This is a genomic window from Nonomuraea sp. B208 (assembly GCF_057536035.1).
Window position 1 is genome coordinate 70,800 of record NZ_BAAJOU010000031.1, and the last position, 15,140, is coordinate 85,939.

General features: G+C 70.6%; 14 protein-coding genes. 8 read left to right on the forward strand and 6 right to left on the reverse strand.

The genetic code is table 11. The annotated features are described in order from the left end of the window. Positions 1–207: 207 nt before the first annotated feature. From treZ to glgX, 3 genes are read right to left on the reverse strand one after another with little or no spacing between them, the layout of a single operon-like run. Positions 208–1,926 carry a malto-oligosyltrehalose trehalohydrolase gene (treZ, locus tag AC27IY_RS44230; RefSeq protein WP_487181659.1) on the reverse strand — a complete coding sequence of 573 codons (1,719 nt, stop codon included), beginning with the start codon at positions 1,924–1,926 and terminating at the stop codon, positions 208–210. Beyond that, entirely contained in the window at positions 1,916–4,069 is a 2,154-nt protein-coding gene (gene treY / locus AC27IY_RS44235) for a malto-oligosyltrehalose synthase (protein ID WP_487181660.1), read from the reverse strand. The genes treZ and treY overlap by 11 nt, the downstream gene beginning before the upstream one ends. Continuing rightward, on the reverse strand, positions 4,062–6,155 hold the full coding sequence (glgX, locus tag AC27IY_RS44240) for a glycogen debranching protein GlgX (RefSeq protein ID WP_344209544.1): 2,094 nt from the start codon (positions 6,153–6,155) through the stop codon (positions 4,062–4,064). The genes treY and glgX overlap by 8 nt, the downstream gene beginning before the upstream one ends. Positions 6,156–6,890: 735 nt before the next feature. On the opposite strand from glgX, the gene AC27IY_RS44245 reads away from it, so the two are divergent. From AC27IY_RS44245 to pip, 6 genes are all read left to right on the forward strand, one after another. Beyond that, a complete protein-coding gene (locus AC27IY_RS44245; RefSeq protein ID WP_423474542.1) occupies positions 6,891–7,742 on the forward strand; it encodes a helix-turn-helix domain-containing protein in 852 nt (283 codons plus the stop codon). Between the two features lie 179 nt (positions 7,743–7,921). Beyond that, positions 7,922–8,128, forward strand: a complete 207-nt coding sequence (locus AC27IY_RS44250) for a DUF397 domain-containing protein (RefSeq protein WP_344209548.1) — start codon at positions 7,922–7,924, stop codon at positions 8,126–8,128. 160 nt (positions 8,129–8,288) lie between these two features. Beyond that, on the forward strand, positions 8,289–8,504 hold the full coding sequence (locus AC27IY_RS44255) for a DUF397 domain-containing protein (RefSeq protein ID WP_423444070.1): 216 nt from the start codon (positions 8,289–8,291) through the stop codon (positions 8,502–8,504). 78 nt (positions 8,505–8,582) lie between these two features. Next, on the forward strand, positions 8,583–9,002 hold the full coding sequence (gene mscL / locus AC27IY_RS44260) for a large conductance mechanosensitive channel protein MscL (protein ID WP_423444068.1): 420 nt from the start codon (positions 8,583–8,585) through the stop codon (positions 9,000–9,002). A gap of 40 nt (positions 9,003–9,042) precedes the next feature. Continuing rightward, on the forward strand, positions 9,043–9,627 hold the full coding sequence (locus AC27IY_RS44265) for a hypothetical protein (RefSeq protein ID WP_364449066.1): 585 nt from the start codon (positions 9,043–9,045) through the stop codon (positions 9,625–9,627). 23 nt (positions 9,628–9,650) lie between these two features. Beyond that, entirely contained in the window at positions 9,651–10,622 is a 972-nt protein-coding gene (gene pip, locus AC27IY_RS44270) for a prolyl aminopeptidase (protein ID WP_487181661.1), read from the forward strand. On the opposite strand, the gene AC27IY_RS44275 is transcribed toward pip, so the two are convergent. Then, a complete protein-coding gene (locus AC27IY_RS44275) occupies positions 10,576–11,124 on the reverse strand; it encodes a phosphatase PAP2 family protein (protein WP_329584161.1) in 549 nt (182 codons plus the stop codon). The genes pip and AC27IY_RS44275 overlap by 47 nt on opposite strands. Positions 11,125–11,224: 100 nt before the next feature. Continuing rightward, positions 11,225–11,527: a hypothetical protein gene (locus AC27IY_RS44280; RefSeq protein ID WP_487181662.1), complete on the reverse strand. Its 303-nt coding sequence runs from the start codon at positions 11,525–11,527 to the stop codon at positions 11,225–11,227. A gap of 79 nt (positions 11,528–11,606) precedes the next feature. On the opposite strand from AC27IY_RS44280, the gene AC27IY_RS44285 reads away from it, so the two are divergent. Both AC27IY_RS44285 and AC27IY_RS44290 read left to right on the forward strand, forming a co-directional pair. Beyond that, positions 11,607–12,401: a universal stress protein gene (locus AC27IY_RS44285; RefSeq protein ID WP_423444062.1), complete on the forward strand. Its 795-nt coding sequence runs from the start codon at positions 11,607–11,609 to the stop codon at positions 12,399–12,401. A gap of 10 nt (positions 12,402–12,411) precedes the next feature. Next, a complete protein-coding gene (locus AC27IY_RS44290) occupies positions 12,412–14,520 on the forward strand; it encodes a sensor histidine kinase (RefSeq protein WP_487181663.1) in 2,109 nt (702 codons plus the stop codon). Here the strand turns inward: AC27IY_RS44290 and AC27IY_RS44295 are convergent. Next, entirely contained in the window at positions 14,461–15,069 is a 609-nt protein-coding gene (locus AC27IY_RS44295) for a response regulator transcription factor (RefSeq protein ID WP_487181664.1), read from the reverse strand. The genes AC27IY_RS44290 and AC27IY_RS44295 overlap by 60 nt on opposite strands. Positions 15,070–15,140 lie beyond the last annotated feature (71 nt).

Consider the following 15,140-nt stretch of genomic DNA (forward strand, 5'->3'; position numbering starts at 1 on the left):
TCAGGAGGCCGGATCAGGGCTAAGGTCAGGAGCCCAGGTCTGGGGCCCAGGTTAGGGGCCCAGGTCAGGGGGTCCAGGCCAGGGCCCAAAGCCACAGGCGCAGGTCAGGCAGGTGCAGGACGGGCCGTGTCGGTCAAGCCGAGTCGGGTCCCAGGTCAAGCCGTGTCCGGGCAAGGGACAGGGACATCAGGTTCAGGACATATCGGGTCAGGTGGTGTCGGGGCGGGTGATGGTCAGGGACTGGCCCGGGAGGTGTAGGCGGCCGTCCTCGTCCGCTCGCACCGGATCGTCCGACGCCAGCAGCACCGCCCCCGCCGCCACCGGCACGCTCACCGCCTCCTCCGCGAAGTTCACGCTGACCGCCAGCTCCCCCCGCCACATGACCAGCCACTTCCCGCCCGGATCCACGTCCACCCTGACGCGCTCCAGCCGTGGGTCCGACAGCTCGGGCAGGGCCTTGCGCAGGGCGATGAGGTCCCGGTACCAGCACAGCAGCGACCAGTGCGCCTCCTCCTTGAGCTCGGTCCAGTCCAGCTTGGACTGCAGGAACGTCTCCTCGTCCGACGGGTCGGGGGCGTCCCACACGTACCCGAACCCGTCGAACTCGCGCTCCCGCCGCTCCGCCTCGCGCTCCCGGAGTCGCGGCTCGACGTGGTCGGAGAAGAACAGGAACGGGGAGCGCGCACCCCACTCCTCCCCCATGAAGAGCATCGGCGTGAAGGGCGAGGTCAGCAGCAGCCCCGCCCCCAGCTTCAGCGCCGCGACGGGGAGCCGGTCGCCGCGCGGCCGGTTGCCGATCTGGTCGTGGTTCTGCAGGCAGGCCACCAGCCGGTGGCCGGGCACGCCCGCGTACGACCGCCCGTGGGAGCGCCCGCGGAAGCTGGAGTACGTCCCGTCGTGCAGCACCCCGCCGGTCAGCACCTTGGCCAGCGCGGGCAGGCTCGCGAAGTCCTCGTAGTAGCCGTGGCTCTCGCCGCTGACCGCGCAGTGCAGCGCGTGGTGGACGTCGTCGTCCCATTGCGCGTTCATGCCGAGCCCGCCCGCCTCCAGCGGCAGCACCATGCGCGGGTCGTTGAGGTCGGACTCGGCGATCAGCGTCAGCGGCCGGCCGACGACGCAGGCCAGCGCGTCCACCTCGGCGGCCAGCTCGGCCAGCAGGTGCGTGGCGCGGGCGTCGTGCAGCGCGTGCACGGCGTCGAGCCGCAGCCCGTCCACGTGGTAGTCGCGCAGCCACTGGAGCGCGTTGCCGATGAAGTAGCGCCGCACCTCGTCGGAGCCGGGCCCGTCCAGGTTGACCGCCTCGCCCCAGTAGCTGCCGGGGAAGCCGGCGAAGTACGGTCCGAACGGACGCAGGAAGTTCCCCGACGGCCCCAGGTGGTTGTGGACGACGTCGAGGATCACGCCGAGCCCCGCCCGGTGGCAGGCGTCCACGAACGACTTGAGCCCGTCGGGCCCCCCGTACGTCTCGTTCACCGCGTAGAGGTCGACCCCGTCGTACCCCCAGTTGCGCCCGCCGGGCACCGGCGCGACCGGCATGATCTCCACGAGATCGACGCACAGCTCGACGAGGTGGTCCAGCTTCTCGATCGCCGCGTGGAACGTGCCCTCCGGCGTGAACGTCCCGACGTGCAGCTCGTAGATGACGGAACCGCGCAGGTCCCGCCCCTTCCAGTCGTGGTCCGACCAGGTGAACCTGGCGTGGTCGTAGACCGCGCTCGGCCCGAAGACGCCGTCCGGCTGCCGGCGCGAGCGCGGGTCGGGGTAGGGCCCGTCGCCGTCCACCAGGAACGCGTACGCGGTGCCGTGCTCCGCCCCCTCGACCTCCGCCGACCACCAGCCGCCGGCCCCGGGGGACATCGGCCGGCGTGAGCCCCGCACGTCCACCTCGACCGTCGTGGCGTCCGGCGCCCAGACCTCAAAGATCATGTCTCTCCAGCAGTGCGACCGGATACTGACCGAGCAGGTGAGCGAGCGGGACGCGGCCGGTGTGGACGGCGCCGGTGAGCAGGTCGCGCCACGTCCCCGGGGGCAGGGAGAGCGTCGTGCCGCCCCACCCCGTACGGGCCAGCCGCACCGGCAGCCGGGTGGCGACGGCGACCGCCCGGGGCAGCCCGCGCTCGTCCTCGCCGCGGGCGAAGGCGACCGCGTGCTCCGCCGCCGGCCCGTCCGCCTCCAGCGGCAGGTACGCCGCCCCTCCCCCGAGCCGCCGCCGCAGCCGCAGCGCCTGCCGGGTGAGCAGCAGCTTGGCCTCGTCCCAGCGGGTGGCGGGCTCGGCGGGGAAGCCGACGGGACGCCGGTTGTCCGGGTCGACCAGCGAGAAGTCGCTCGTCTCGTTGCCCTGGTAGACGTCGGGCACGCCGGGCATCATGAGCTGCACGAGCTTGGCGCCCAGCGAGTTCGACATCGCATACGGCTCGATCCGCTCGGTGAACTTGCCGATCGGCAGCCGCACCGCCGCCTCGGCGAACTCGCGCAGCCCTTGCTCGTACGCCGGGTCGGGAGCGACCCACGAGATCCGGGTCTTGGCCTCCCGCGCCGCCTTGAGCAGGTAGTCCGTGAACCGTTCGGCCGAGATCGGCCAGGCGGCCATGAGGTTCTGCCAGGCCAGGTAGTCGAGGTGGGGGTCGAAGCTGACGGCCGCCGACCACTGCCCGACCGCGTCGGCCCACTCCTCCGGCAGCTCCGACAGCACCGACAGCCGCGCCCTGACGTCCTCGGAGCGTTTGGTGTCGTGCGTGGAGAGCGTCGTCATCGTGTACGGCTGCATCCCGGCGCAGAACTCGTGGAACTCCTCCACGGACGTCCCGAACACGTCCGGCTCCCCGCCCACCTCGTTGAGGCAGGCCAGCGGGAACCACCGGTAGAGCGCGGTGTCCTCCACGCCCTTGGCCATGACGGGGCCGCACGCCTGCTGGAAGCGGGTGATCGTCTCCGCCGAGCCGTACAGCACCTCGTGGACCAGCGGCCCGACGTCTTCCGCCGAGCAGGACGCGGCGGCCAGCTCGACGATCTCGACGGACTCGGGGGGCGGCGGCTCGCCGGGCACCACGTACGCGCGGTAGACCGGCATCGCGGCCAGCAGCTCGCGCACCGCCTCGGGCGCGCAGCCCGCCGACCTGGCCAGCCGCTCGACCTCGGGGCGGAAGAACAGCTCCAGCACCTCGCGCTTGGACTCCTGCATGACCTGCCGGTAGTCGGCGGGCTGCCCGGTCAGCTCGGTGAACAGCCGGACCAGCGCCTCCCCGCCCTCAGGATCGACGAACAGGCCGTTGACCCGGTTGAGCACCTCGTAGCCGGTGGTGCCGTCGCAGGGCCAGTCGGCGGGCAGCCGCTCGGGGCCGATGAGGATCTTCTCGACGACCGTCCAGGTCTTCTCGCCGGTACGGGCGCGCAGCCGCTCCAGGTAGCCGCGCGGGTCGGCGAGGCCGTCGGGGTGGTCGATCCGCAGCCCGTCCACCAGCCCCTCGTCGAGGAGCCAGAAGATCACTTCGTGCGTGGCGAACAGCACCGCCGGGTCCTCGACGCGCAGCCCGATGAGCGTCGAGACGTCGAAGAAGCGCCGGTAGCCGGGGCCCTGCCGCCAGTCGACCAGCCGGTAGTGGCCGGGGTGGGGGAAGGTGTGCTCGTGGTAGCGCAGCACGTCGCCGTCCACGACCGGCTCGGTGTCGTCGCCCAGCACCGGCAGCGCGACCTTGCCGTCCTCGTCCCACGCGACGTCGAACCAGGCGGCGTACGGCGAGTCGCGGCCGTCCTTTAGCACCGACCAGAACGCGGGGTTCTCCGTGTTCATGTGGTTGGGGACGATGTCGACCACCACCCCCAGGTCGTGCGCGGCGAGCACCTGCGCCATCTCCCTGAACCCGCTCGCCCCGCCGAACGCCTCCCGGATCCTGGAGTGGTCGGTGACGTCGTAGCCGTGCCGCGACCCCTCCGCCGCCTCCAGCACGGGCGACAGGTAGACGTGGCTGACGCCCAGGTCGCGCAGGTAGCCGGCGATCCCCGCCACCTCCGCGAAGCCGAAGTCGGGGGTCAGCTGCAGCCGGTACGTCGAGGTCGGCCGCCTAGACACGGCGCAGCACCCGTACGCTCCGGCCGGGGACCTCGATCGCCTCGCCGCCGCGGCAGATCCGCACGTCGAGCATGATCGGCATTGCCGTGTCGATCTCCGTGTGCCACATCTCGCCGTAGTCCTTGGGGATCGTGAACTTGATGGTGTCGTGGTGGGCGTTGAACAGCAGGAGGAAGGAGTCGTCGCGGATCGGCCGGCCACGCCGGTCGGGCTCGGTGATGGCCTCGCCGTTGAGGAAGACCGCGAGGGACTTCGCGTAGCCGACGTTCCAGTCGCCGTCCGTCATCTCCTCCCCTGACGGGGTGAGCCAGGCGATGTCGTTGAGGCCGCGTACCGGCTTGCCGTAGAAGAACCTCCTGCGGCGGAAGACCGGGTGCTTCTTGCGCAGCTCGGCGAGCCGCTGGGTGAACTCCAGCAGCAGCCAGTTCTCGCGCACGTCCGACCAGTCGACCCAGGTCAGCTCGTTGTCCTGGCAGTAGCCGTTGTTGTTGCCCTTCTGGGTGCGGCCCAGCTCGTCGCCGTGGGAGAGCATCGGGACGCCCTGCGACAGGAACAGCGTGGTGAGGAAGTTGCGCTTCTGCTGCTCGCGCAGCGCCTCGACGGCGATGCCCGCCGCGCCCTCCTCGCCGCAGTTCCACGACCTGTTGTCGTCGGTGCCGTCGCGGTTGCCCTCCTTGTTCGCCTCGTTGTGCTTGTGGTTGTACGAGACGAGGTCCTGGAGGGTGAAGCCGTCGTGGCAGGTGACGAAGTTGATCGAGGCGGCCGGGCGGCGGCTGTCGTCCTGGTAGAGGTCGCTGGAGCCGGTGAAGCGGGAGCCGAACTCCGGCAGCGTGGCCGGCTGCCCCCGCCACAGGTCGCGGATGGTGTCGCGGTAGCGGCCGTTCCACTCCGTCCAGCGGGAGGGGAAGTTGCCGACCTGGTAGCCGCCGGGGCCGACGTCCCACGGCTCGGCGATCAGCTTGACCTGCGACAGCACCGGGTCCTGCTGGACCAGGTCGAAGAAGGCGCTCAGCCGGTCGACCTCGTGCAGCTCCCTGGCGAGGGTGGAGGCGAGGTCGAAGCGGAAGCCGTCGACGTGCATCTCGATGACCCAGTAGCGCAGCGAGTCCATGATCATCTGAAGGACGTGCGGCGAGCGCATGAGCAGGCTGTTGCCGGTGCCCGTGGTGTCCATGTAGTAGCGCTTGTCGTCGTCCACGGTGCGGTAGTAGTTGACGTTGTCGATCCCGCGGAAGCCCAGCGTGGGGCCCAGGTGGTTGCCCTCGGCGGTGTGGTTGTAGACCACGTCGAGGATCACCTCGATGCCCGCCTCGTGCAGCGCCCGGACCATCGCCTTGAACTCCAGCACCTGGCCGCCGCGCTGCCCCTGGCTGGAGTAGCGGTTGTGCGGGGCGAAGAAGCCGATCGAGTTGTAGCCCCAGTAGTTGGACAGCCCGCGATCCTCCAGGATGTGGTCCGTCACGAACTGGTGGACCGGCATCAGCTCCAGCGCGGTCACGCCGAGCTTGGTGAGGTGGTCGAGGATCTCCGGGTGGCCGAGGGCGGCGTACGTGCCGCGCAGGTGCTCCGGGATCTTCGGGTGGCTGATCGTCAGCCCGCGCACGTGCGCCTCGTAGATCACCGTGTCGTGGTACGGCGTCGCGGGCGGCCGGTCGTGGCCCCATCCGAAGAACGGGTTGATGACGATCGAGCGCTGGACGTAAGGAGCCGAGTCCATGTCGTTGCGGGTGTCGGGGCTGCCGAAGCGGTAGCCGTACACCGCCTCGTGCCACTTCACGTCGCCCTCGATGGCCATCGCGTACGGGTCGAGCAGCAGCTTGTTCGGATTGCAGCGCAGGCCGTGCTGCGGTTCGTACGGCCCGTGGACCCGGTAGCCGTAGCGCTGCCCCGGCCCGATGCCCGGCAGGTAGCCGTGCCAGATGAACCCGTCCACCTCGGTGAGCGGCACCCGCGACTCGACGTTGTCGTCGTCGAACAGGCACAGCTCGACCTTGTCGGCGACCTCGGTGTAGAGGGAGAAGTTCGTCCCCGCGCCGTCATAGGTCGCCCCGAGCGGATAAGGGTCTCCCGGCCAGACTTCGATCATCGAGGCTCCCTTGCGGTCTCTCCCCATGTTCTGTTCCCCCCTCGTCACCCGACAAGCAGCCGGGCCAGCACTGCCCGATCCCGGACATTCCAGTCATCCCAGTCATCCACTGTCCCCTCCGGGCGGGACCCGGACATGAGCGAGCCGCCTCCGGCGGCGCGGTTGCCGGAGGCGGCTCACTTTCACAGCCCACCCCAGGCGGGCCCCCTACCCCGGCGGCCTCTCGACTGGCGCCTGGTGGTAGCGCCCAGGGCAGACTGCGGACTCGGCCGGAGACGGACCCCGTCGTCCGCCTCCGCCGCTCATCGGGCCCTCGTACGCCCCCCGCGGGCGTACGCACCCGGACTCACGCGGGTGAACGGCACCGGCGAATTGTCGGTCAAGTTGCTAAAATCGGGAGGAGATCATCCAGTGCTCTGGCAGGAGCGGATGATCGCTGACTGGGAAACGCGGCAAGTCACGTCCCAGCCCGGCGTCCCGGGCGGCTCTCATGGGTCGTCCGGGACAAATGTGGTCGCGGCATTTTCGAGAAGCTGCTTCTGATCTTCGTCATCGCCCCTTCCTGGTAAGCCCGCTGAAGGTTTACCCTGCTTCGGCCAGAAAGCCACCTGCAGATGGCAATTGCCATACGAACGTGCCGGTGACGTTTACCTAACGTTGGATCATGAAAACGGTGGGTATGATCGCGGTAAAACCCTCCGCCGCTTCTCGGAGCTGCTCCTCGAAAGGGGTGCGATGGCCTTCCCGAACCCCACGCTCAGGCAGCGCCAGCTGGCCATGCGCCTGCGCGAGCTGCGCCACGAGAAGGGGCTCAGCGCGGCGGAGGTCGCCGAACAACTGCTCTGCTCCCCCACCAAGATCAGCAGGATCGAGCGCGGCCAGCGCCCTGCCAGCCTGCGCGACGTCCGGGACCTGTGCCGGCTCTACGGCCTGGCCGAGCCCAAGATGACCGAGCTGATGACCCTGGCCAGGGAGGCCCGCCAGAAGGAATGGTGGCAGACGCTCGAAGACGTCAAGTTCGCGCCCATGCTGGGCCTGGAGGCCGGCGCGACGGCGATCACCGAGTACGTCATCCAGCTGGTGCCGGGGCCGATGCAGACCGAGGACTACGCGCGGGCGGTCATCCGCGGCTGGCTGCCGCGCATCGCGCCCGACATCCTGGAGGAGCGGGTCCAGGCGCGCGGCAAACGCAAGACCGAGCTGCTGTTCAGGGCCGACCCGCCACGCTACTGGGTGCTCCTCGACGAATCGGTGCTCCACCGCAACGTCGGCAACGGACAGGTCATGCGGGCCCAGCTCCAGCACATTCTCGAGCTCGCGGAGCTGCCCCACGTCCGCATCCAGGTCATCCCCTTCACCTCGGGGGCGCACATGGGCTTCGACAGCCCGTTCCGTTTCCTGGAATTCGGCCGAAACTCTGACATCGCAGACACCGTCTTCGTAGAGCACCAGATGGGTCTTTTCTACCTCGAAAGCGACAAAACGATTAGGCATTTCGAGGAAGTCATCGACCACTTGAGGGCCGAGGCGCTGGGTTTCCAGGAGTCCTTGAACCGCGTCGCAGAAATGCTGACAAAGTTCTCATAGAACCATATAACGGTCCAACTCGAAACTCCTTGCCCGCGCTCCTCTGGCAATTGCCAGACGGAAGTGCCACTCTATGCATGACACTTGAGACGCCTAAGGGCGTCTTCCTTACCGCGTACTGGTCGTGCCCGAAATTATTCGGAACGTCGCAGCGCTCTTGATAGTGCACGGAGGAGAGAATGTCCACCCGGCCACACTCTGACGCAATCCGCCATTGGCGAGCTTCGTCTTTCTGCAACGGTGGTAGTTGTGTCGAGGTAGCCCTGCTCTCCGCCGACACCGTAGGCGTCCGCGACAACAAAAACCCTGATGGCCCGGTCATTGTCTTCGAGACGAGCGCCTGGAACGCCTTCCTCGGACGCATCAAGGGAACGCATCAGGGCTGAGAGCGCGATATCACCGGGCGGTCACCTCACGGGTGGCCGCCCGTCACTTTTGACACCCGTCCCCACTCCCGGTCACCGGGCCCATGAATTCGCCTCTCTTATTCGGGGTAAAATGCCCGACGGCGCAATACCTCTACAGCCGACCCCCAGGAGGTAGTGCATGACTCGCTCGCCTGCTCTCGACCATGCCTTCTGGCACAGTTGCAACGGCGGCAACTGTGTCGAAGTCGCGGTGCTGGACGGCAAGGTCTGGGTGCGGGGCAGCCAGGACGCCAGCGGTGCCGTCCTGCCGTTCTCGGTCGACGAATGGTCCGACTTCATCCGAGGGGTGAAGGACGGGCGCTTCGACCTCGAACGGCTCGCACCCGAGGTCTGACCGGCCTCGACGTTCTCACGGGCCCGAATCAGGGACGATCGGGTTTCAGATCGCGCGCCCGGGCAATATGCCGACCTCATGGGCGGTTTCAAACAGTTCTTACTCCGTGGCAACATCGTCGAGCTGGCGGTGGCGGTGATCGTCGGCGCCACCTTCAGCGGGCTCGTCCAGGCGCTGGTCACCGACCTGATCACCCCACTGATCGGCGCCATCACCGGCGGCAGGCAGCCGAACTTCGCCAACTACTCCTTCACCGTCAACGGCAGCGTGTTCAAGTACGGCGACTTCCTCAACCACCTCATCACGTTCCTGATCATCGCGGCGATCGTGTACTGGCTGGTGGTGGCGCCGATGACGCGGCTGATCCGGTGGGTGGAGCGGGACAGGAAGTCCTCGACGAAGGAGTGCCCCGAGTGCCTCAGCGAGATCCCCGTGGAGGCGCGGCGGTGCGCCAACTGCACCGTGGAGTTGGTGCCGAACTCGGAAAAACCGGTGTAGCCGCGCGCGGGCCGCGAAACGGGTCCGACAAGATGGACGGATGAGCGTTGAGTTGATGGTCTGGGACGAGCCGGAGCCGATCGGCAGGGATCAGGCCCGCGCCACCTACCTGGCGGTCAAGCGCGCCGAGCCCAGCGACGGATCAGGCGTGGTGCCCGAGGTCGTCAAGGAGCTGCCCGGCGAGGTCCGGCTCTACCCGGACGGTCACGTGCTCGTGTCCATGGACCTCGACAGCATGGACGAGGTGTCCGCGCAGGTCTTCGCGATCGCGCGGGCGCACGGCCTGGTGTGTTACGACCCGCAGCGCGACCTCGTGCACAACGTCGCGCCGCTCGGCGTGTACGAGGGCATGCAACTCCACACCGGCGACGGGATGATCGTGCACGATCCGGACCTGGGGCTGGTCGACGACGTGCTGGGCACGCTGTCGGCGCAGAACCCGTTCGCCGCGCTGGTGAACTTCGGGCGGCACTTCATCCAGGTGTCGCCCGGCTACGAGCTGGAGTACAAGGAAGGGACGCTGGTCAGGACGACGGTGGCGGAGCTGGAGGAGGTGCGCCGGGCCTTCCGCGAGTACGCGACCGGCGACCGGTCCTTCCTGACCCGCCACGAGTGGGCCCAGTAGCGGATGCGGCAGGATCAGAGCCCATGAGAACCCTGTACCCGCCCATCGAACCCTACGACTCCGGACTGCTCGACGTCGGCGACGGCAACCAGATCTACTGGGAGACCTGCGGAAACCCGGACGGCAAGCCGGCCGTGATGCTGCACGGCGGGCCCGGCGGCGGGTGCAGCGCCAAGCACCGGCGGCAGTGGGACCCCGAGCGCTACCGGATCGTCCTGTTCGACCAGCGCAACTGCGGCCGCAGCACGCCGCACGCGAGCGACCCGGCCACCGACCTGTCGGCCAACACCACCTGGCACCTGGTGGCCGACATGGAGCGGCTGCGCGAGCACCTCGGGATCGAGCGGTGGCAGGTGTTCGGCGGCTCGTGGGGCAGCGCGCTGGCGCTCGCCTACGCGGAGGCGCATCCGGAGCGGGTGAGCGAGCTGGTGCTGCGTGGCATCTTCACGCTGCGCCCGCAGGAGCTGCGCTGGTTCTACCAGGAGGGGGCCAACTTCCTCTTCCCCGACCTCTGGCAGCGTTATCTGGCCCCGATCCCTGAGGAGGAGCGCGGCGACCTCCTCGCGGCCTTCCGCAGGCGGCTGGAGGGCGACGACGACGCGGCCCGGCTCGCGGCGGCCAGGGCGTGGGCCCAGTGGGAGGCCGGGACGATCACGCTGCGGCCCGACCCCGCCCTGGTGACCGAGTTCGGCGAGGACCGGCTGGCGGTCGCCTTCGCCAGGATCGAGAACCACTACTTCACCCACGGCGGCTGGTTCGGCCCCGAACAGCTCATCCGGGACGTGGACAAGATCCGCCACATCCCCGCGGTGATCGTCCAGGGCCGCTACGACGCCTGCACCCCCATGGCGACCGCCTGGGACCTGCACCAGGCGTGGCCGGAGGCCGAGTTCCACGTGGTGGACGACGCCGGGCACGCCTACACCGAGCCCGGCATCCTCGACCGGCTCATCGCGGCGACAGACGCGTTCGCACCAGACGTACGGCAGGGGTGAACGCCCCCACCACCAGCAGGGCGAACAGCGGCGCGAGTGCGGCCCCGAGCAGGAAGCCCGCGATCACGTCGTGCGGGTAGTGCACCCCCACGAACACCCGCGAGAACGCCATGACGACGGCCAGCGGGACGACCAGCCACGCGAGGGCGCGCCAGACGAGCACGAGCGTTGCCGCCGCGCCCGCCGCGATCACCGAGTGGTTGCTGGGAAAGGACCAGTCGGTGGCCGGCGGGCAGGCCGCGATGGTCGTGGTCACGCCCCGGCAGGGCCGGTCCTCGCGTACGAGGACCTTGACGACCTCGCTCAGCACGTACGCCAGCACGATCCCGACCGGCCCGGCGATCACCAGGGCCAGATCGCGCGCGGGCGCCCGCCACGCGCGCAGGAACGCCAGCACGAACAGCGCCGCGAACAGGAATAACCCCGCGTCGGTCCCTACCTCGGCGAGCGTGTGCAGCCACGCGGGCGTGCTGGAGGCGAAGTCGACGATGTCGCGGTACACCAGTGTCCAATCCGTGAACGGGCAGTGGACACGACCTTAAGGACTCCGGTGGTCGAGCGCCTCGACCTTATGGCGGAATGTTGGGAAAAAGTCAGCAAGTTCAGCTGAGAAGCAGGCTCGTGAGCTGCGCCTGGCGGCTCTCCAGCTCGCCCCGGGTGATCAGCCCGCGGTCGAAGGCCTCGGCGGTGGCGTCGCGCTCGGCCACGTAGTAGGCGGCCATGATCTCGCTGCGGAGCGGCGTGAACCCGCGCTCCACGCAGCGGGCGAACACGGTCACCTTGCGCTCGACGGCGTCGGCGGGGACGGTGCAGGCGAGGTCGCGTTCCCGGAGCTGCTGAACCGCTTGACTGAGGGTGACCTGACCGAGTGACCCGTTGAACGTGGTGTCAAGAGTGATCTTCACTGTCTTTGCGCCTCCGCACGTTTACAACGTTCCGCACGATGCCGCGTATTCCCTGCTCAAAGCGGGTAAGAGGGCATTCATGATCGGAGAGCACGTGATCGTCGGCTACACCGGCGAGCCGGGCGGGCGGGAGGCTCTGGCCCTGGGCGCGGCGATCACGCGGGTGACCGGCGGCGAGCTCACGGTGGCGACGATCTACCCGCCCGGGAGCCCCGGGCTGGCCGTGGAGGCGCAGGCCAACCTGGCGCACGCGGCCGAGGAGCTGGGGGGCGCCCCCGCCGGATACCTCGCCTACGAGAGCCGGGGCAGCGGGCGCGGCCTCGCCGTGCTGGCCAGCCGGATGCGCGCCGACCTCGTCGTGGTCGGCTCGGCGGGCGGCGGGCAGCACGGGCGCATCGCCGTCGGCACCACCGCCGACCACCTGCTCCACCTGTCGCCGGAGGCGGTCATGGTGGCGCCCGCCCAGTACGTCCCGCCCGAGGAGCCCGGCCGGCTCACGCTCGCGTACGTGCACCGGCCGCAGTGCGACGCCGCCGTGGAGCGGGTGGCGCAGGCGGCGCTGCGGCTGGGGGTGCCGCTGCGGCTGATCACGTTCGACCTGCGTACCGAGGATCAGAGCAGGCTCAGGGACGACCTCGCGCTCGCCGTCCGGCTGGCGTGGGAGAGCACCGGCATCGAGGCGGAGGCGGAGGTGGCCGAGGGCCACGACGTGGCGGCGGCGATGGCCGGCGTCGAGTGGCTGCCCGGCGAGCTGCTGGTCTGCGCGGCCAGCGAGGACGCCCAGCCGCACCGGGTGTTCCTGGGCGAGCTGGCCATGAAGATGCTGCGCGCCTCCCCCTGCCCCGTCACCGTGCTGCCGAGAGGTTTCTCCTAGGCTGCTGCCCGTGCTTGTCGCGCGGGTGATCGTCGTCGCGGTGCTGGCCGCGTTGTCCAGCGTGTACGTCCTGGCGGGCGCGCCGGGGACGGCGCTGGTCTTCGCCGTGCAGTGCCTGCTCACCTTCTGGTCGCGGTCCTGGTGGCTGGTGGCCGTGCAGGCCGCGCTGGTCTGCTGGGTGACGCTGGGCTCCGGGGCGTCGGTCGTGGTGTTCGGCTTCCTGGCCGGGTCGCTGCTGGTCACCCGGCTGTGGGCGGCCGCGCCGCTGGTGGTGTTCGGCGCGGTGGTGATCGCGTACGCGCGGACCGGCGACGTGCCGCGCACGCTCGACCTGGCGGTCACCACGGTGCTGATGACGTTGATCGTCCCCGGGCTCATCCGGCTGGTGCAGCGGGTGGACGAGCTGCACGGCACCCGCCCGGCGCTGGCCGCGGCGGCCGTGGGCGAGGAGCGGCTGCGTATCGCGGCCGAGCTCAACGACGGTCTCGGGCGCGGCCTGGCGGCGATCATCATGGGCGTGCGGCGGGCCGTGGCGGCGCCGGCCGGGGCGGGCGAGGTGCTGGGCGCGGTCGTGGCGGAGGCGCGGCGGTCGCTGGCGGAGGCGCGCTCGGCGGCGGCCGGTTACCGGGCGATGTCGCTCGGGCCCGAGCTGACGACGGCCAGGGGCATGCTGGAGGCCGCCGGGGTGGCGGTGGAGGTGCGGGCCGGGCACGAGGAGCCGCTCGGGCCGGCCGGGTCGCTGCTCGCCGCGGTGTTGCGGGAGGCGGTCACGGACGTGGTCCGGCGCGGGGCGGCCCGTACGTGCGTGATCGAGACCGCCGAGGAGGGCGGCCGGGTGCTGCTGCGCGTCCGCGACGACGGCCGCCGCACGGCCGAGGACGGCGACGGGCTGGCGGACCTGGCCGCCCAGGTGCGGGCCGCGGGCGGCGAGCTGACGAGCGACCTGTCCCCGCAGGGCCACTACACGGTGCGGGCCGCGCTCCCCGCCCCCGAGGCGGGCGGTCCCGACCGGGCCGGACTGGGCCTCGCGTCGGTGGACGTGTCGGTGTGGCTGCTGGCGGCGGTGCTCGTCGGGTTCAGCGTCAAGGCGCTGCTCCTGATCCCGCCGCACCTGCTGCTCCCGGCCGCCGCGACGCTGGCCGTGATCGTGGTGATGCAGCTCAGGTCGGTGTCCGGCCGGCACATGGCGGCCCTGTCCGTGATGGCGGTGCTCACCTTCGCGCCGATCCCGGTCTTCGGCCCGGTGTGGCTGGGCGTGGGCGGGTTCCTGGCGGGCCCGGTGCTGCTGGCCTTCCGCCCCTGGGTGGCCTGGCCGCTGGCCGGGGCGGTCGTCGCGGCCACCGGCGCCGTCACCGCCCACCTGGCCCTTCCGCTGCCCGAGGCGGTGAACGTCACGGTGAGCAACGTCGTCACCGGCCTGGTGGTCTACAGCCTGCTCCGCCTGGCCCAGCTCGCCAGGGAGCTGGAGGCGGCCAGGGAGAGCCTCGCCCGTTCCGCGGTCGTCGAGGAGCGCCTGCGCGCGGCCCGCGACCTGCACGACCTCCTGGGCCACAGCCTGGCCGCGATCCTGCTCAAGTGCGAGCTGGCCCGCCGCCTGCCGCCGGAACGGGCGCGGACGGAGCTGGCGGACGTCCTCGCCATGGCCGAACGCGCCGAGCACGACCTGCGCGCCGTCTCCGGCGAGCACCGCGACCTGTCGCTCGCCGCCGAGGCGGACGCGGCGCGGGCGACCCTGGCCGCGGCCGGCGTCGAGGTCACGGCCGAGCTGGCCCACCCGCCGCTGCCGCCGGAGGTGGAGACCGCGCTGAGCGCGGTGCTGCGCGAGGCGGTGACGAACGTCCTGCGGCACAGCCCGGCCGCCCGTCACTGCTCGATCGTGACCGCCCATGACGCCGGCCTGGTCCGGCTCACCGTACGCAACGACGGCGCGCGGGCCGCCCCGGCCCGTCGCGGCTCCTCCGGCCTCGGCAACCTGACCACCCGCTTGGCCGCGCTCGGCGGTCACCTCAGCACGGGCGTCGAGGACGGCTGGTTCGTGCTGGAGGCCCGGGTGCGGGCCTCAGATCCAGCCGCTCTCGGTGGCGATGCGCACGGCGTCGGTACGGTTGCGCGCGTTTAGCTTGGCCACGATGGCCGTCAGGTAGTTGCGCACGGTGCCGGGCGTCAGGTGGAGCCGGGCGGCGATGTCCGGCGCGTCGGCCCCGTCCGCCGCGAGGCGCAGCACGTCGGCCTCGCGCGGTGTGAGCGGGTTGTCGGCGAGGTCCCAGGCGGTGACCGCGAGGGCCTTGTCCAGCACCCGCTCGCCCCGGGCCACCGCCCGGATGGCGGCGACCAGCTCCTCCGGCGGGGCCGTCTTCAGCAGGAACCCGCCGACCTGCGCCGCGAGCGCCCGTTTGAGATGCCCCGGCTTGCCGTAGCCGGTCAGCATGAGGGTGCGGCACGCGGGCACCCGGACCCTGATCTCGGCGGCGGCGGCCAGCCCGTCGAGCGCGCCCGGCATGTCGATGTCGAGAACGGCCACGTCGGGCCGCCCGACGGCGGCCGCGTCCACGGCGGCCTGCCCCGAGTCGACCGCGGACACCACCTCCAGGTCCTCCTCCAGGTCGAGCAGGGCCGCGAGGGCGCCGCGGATCACCGCCTGGTCCTCGGCCAGCAGTACACGAATCACGGCACACCAATGTAGGGGTGTCCGGTTCATGACGACGTCATGGGTGATCGGTGACGGTGTCTCTGGGACGC

What these genes read in the sequence shown, in the direction of transcription:
- mscL (WP_423444068.1), top strand. Translation starts at nt 8,583, where the DNA reads ATGGGCGGTTTCAAACAGTTCTTACTCCGTGGCAACATCGTCGAGCTG.
- AC27IY_RS44265 (WP_364449066.1), top strand. Translation starts at nt 9,043, where the DNA reads ATGAGCGTTGAGTTGATGGTCTGGGACGAGCCGGAGCCGATCGGCAGG.
- AC27IY_RS44250 (WP_344209548.1), top strand. Translation starts at nt 7,922, where the DNA reads ATGTCCACCCGGCCACACTCTGACGCAATCCGCCATTGGCGAGCTTCG.
- AC27IY_RS44285 (WP_423444062.1), top strand. Translation starts at nt 11,607, where the DNA reads ATGATCGGAGAGCACGTGATCGTCGGCTACACCGGCGAGCCGGGCGGG.
- pip (WP_487181661.1), top strand. Translation starts at nt 9,651, where the DNA reads ATGAGAACCCTGTACCCGCCCATCGAACCCTACGACTCCGGACTGCTC.
- treZ (WP_487181659.1), bottom strand. Translation starts at nt 1,926, where the DNA reads ATGATCTTTGAGGTCTGGGCGCCGGACGCCACGACGGTCGAGGTGGAC.
- AC27IY_RS44245 (WP_423474542.1), top strand. Translation starts at nt 6,891, where the DNA reads ATGGCCTTCCCGAACCCCACGCTCAGGCAGCGCCAGCTGGCCATGCGC.
- AC27IY_RS44255 (WP_423444070.1), top strand. Translation starts at nt 8,289, where the DNA reads ATGACTCGCTCGCCTGCTCTCGACCATGCCTTCTGGCACAGTTGCAAC.
- glgX (WP_344209544.1), bottom strand. Translation starts at nt 6,155, where the DNA reads ATGATCGAAGTCTGGCCGGGAGACCCTTATCCGCTCGGGGCGACCTAT.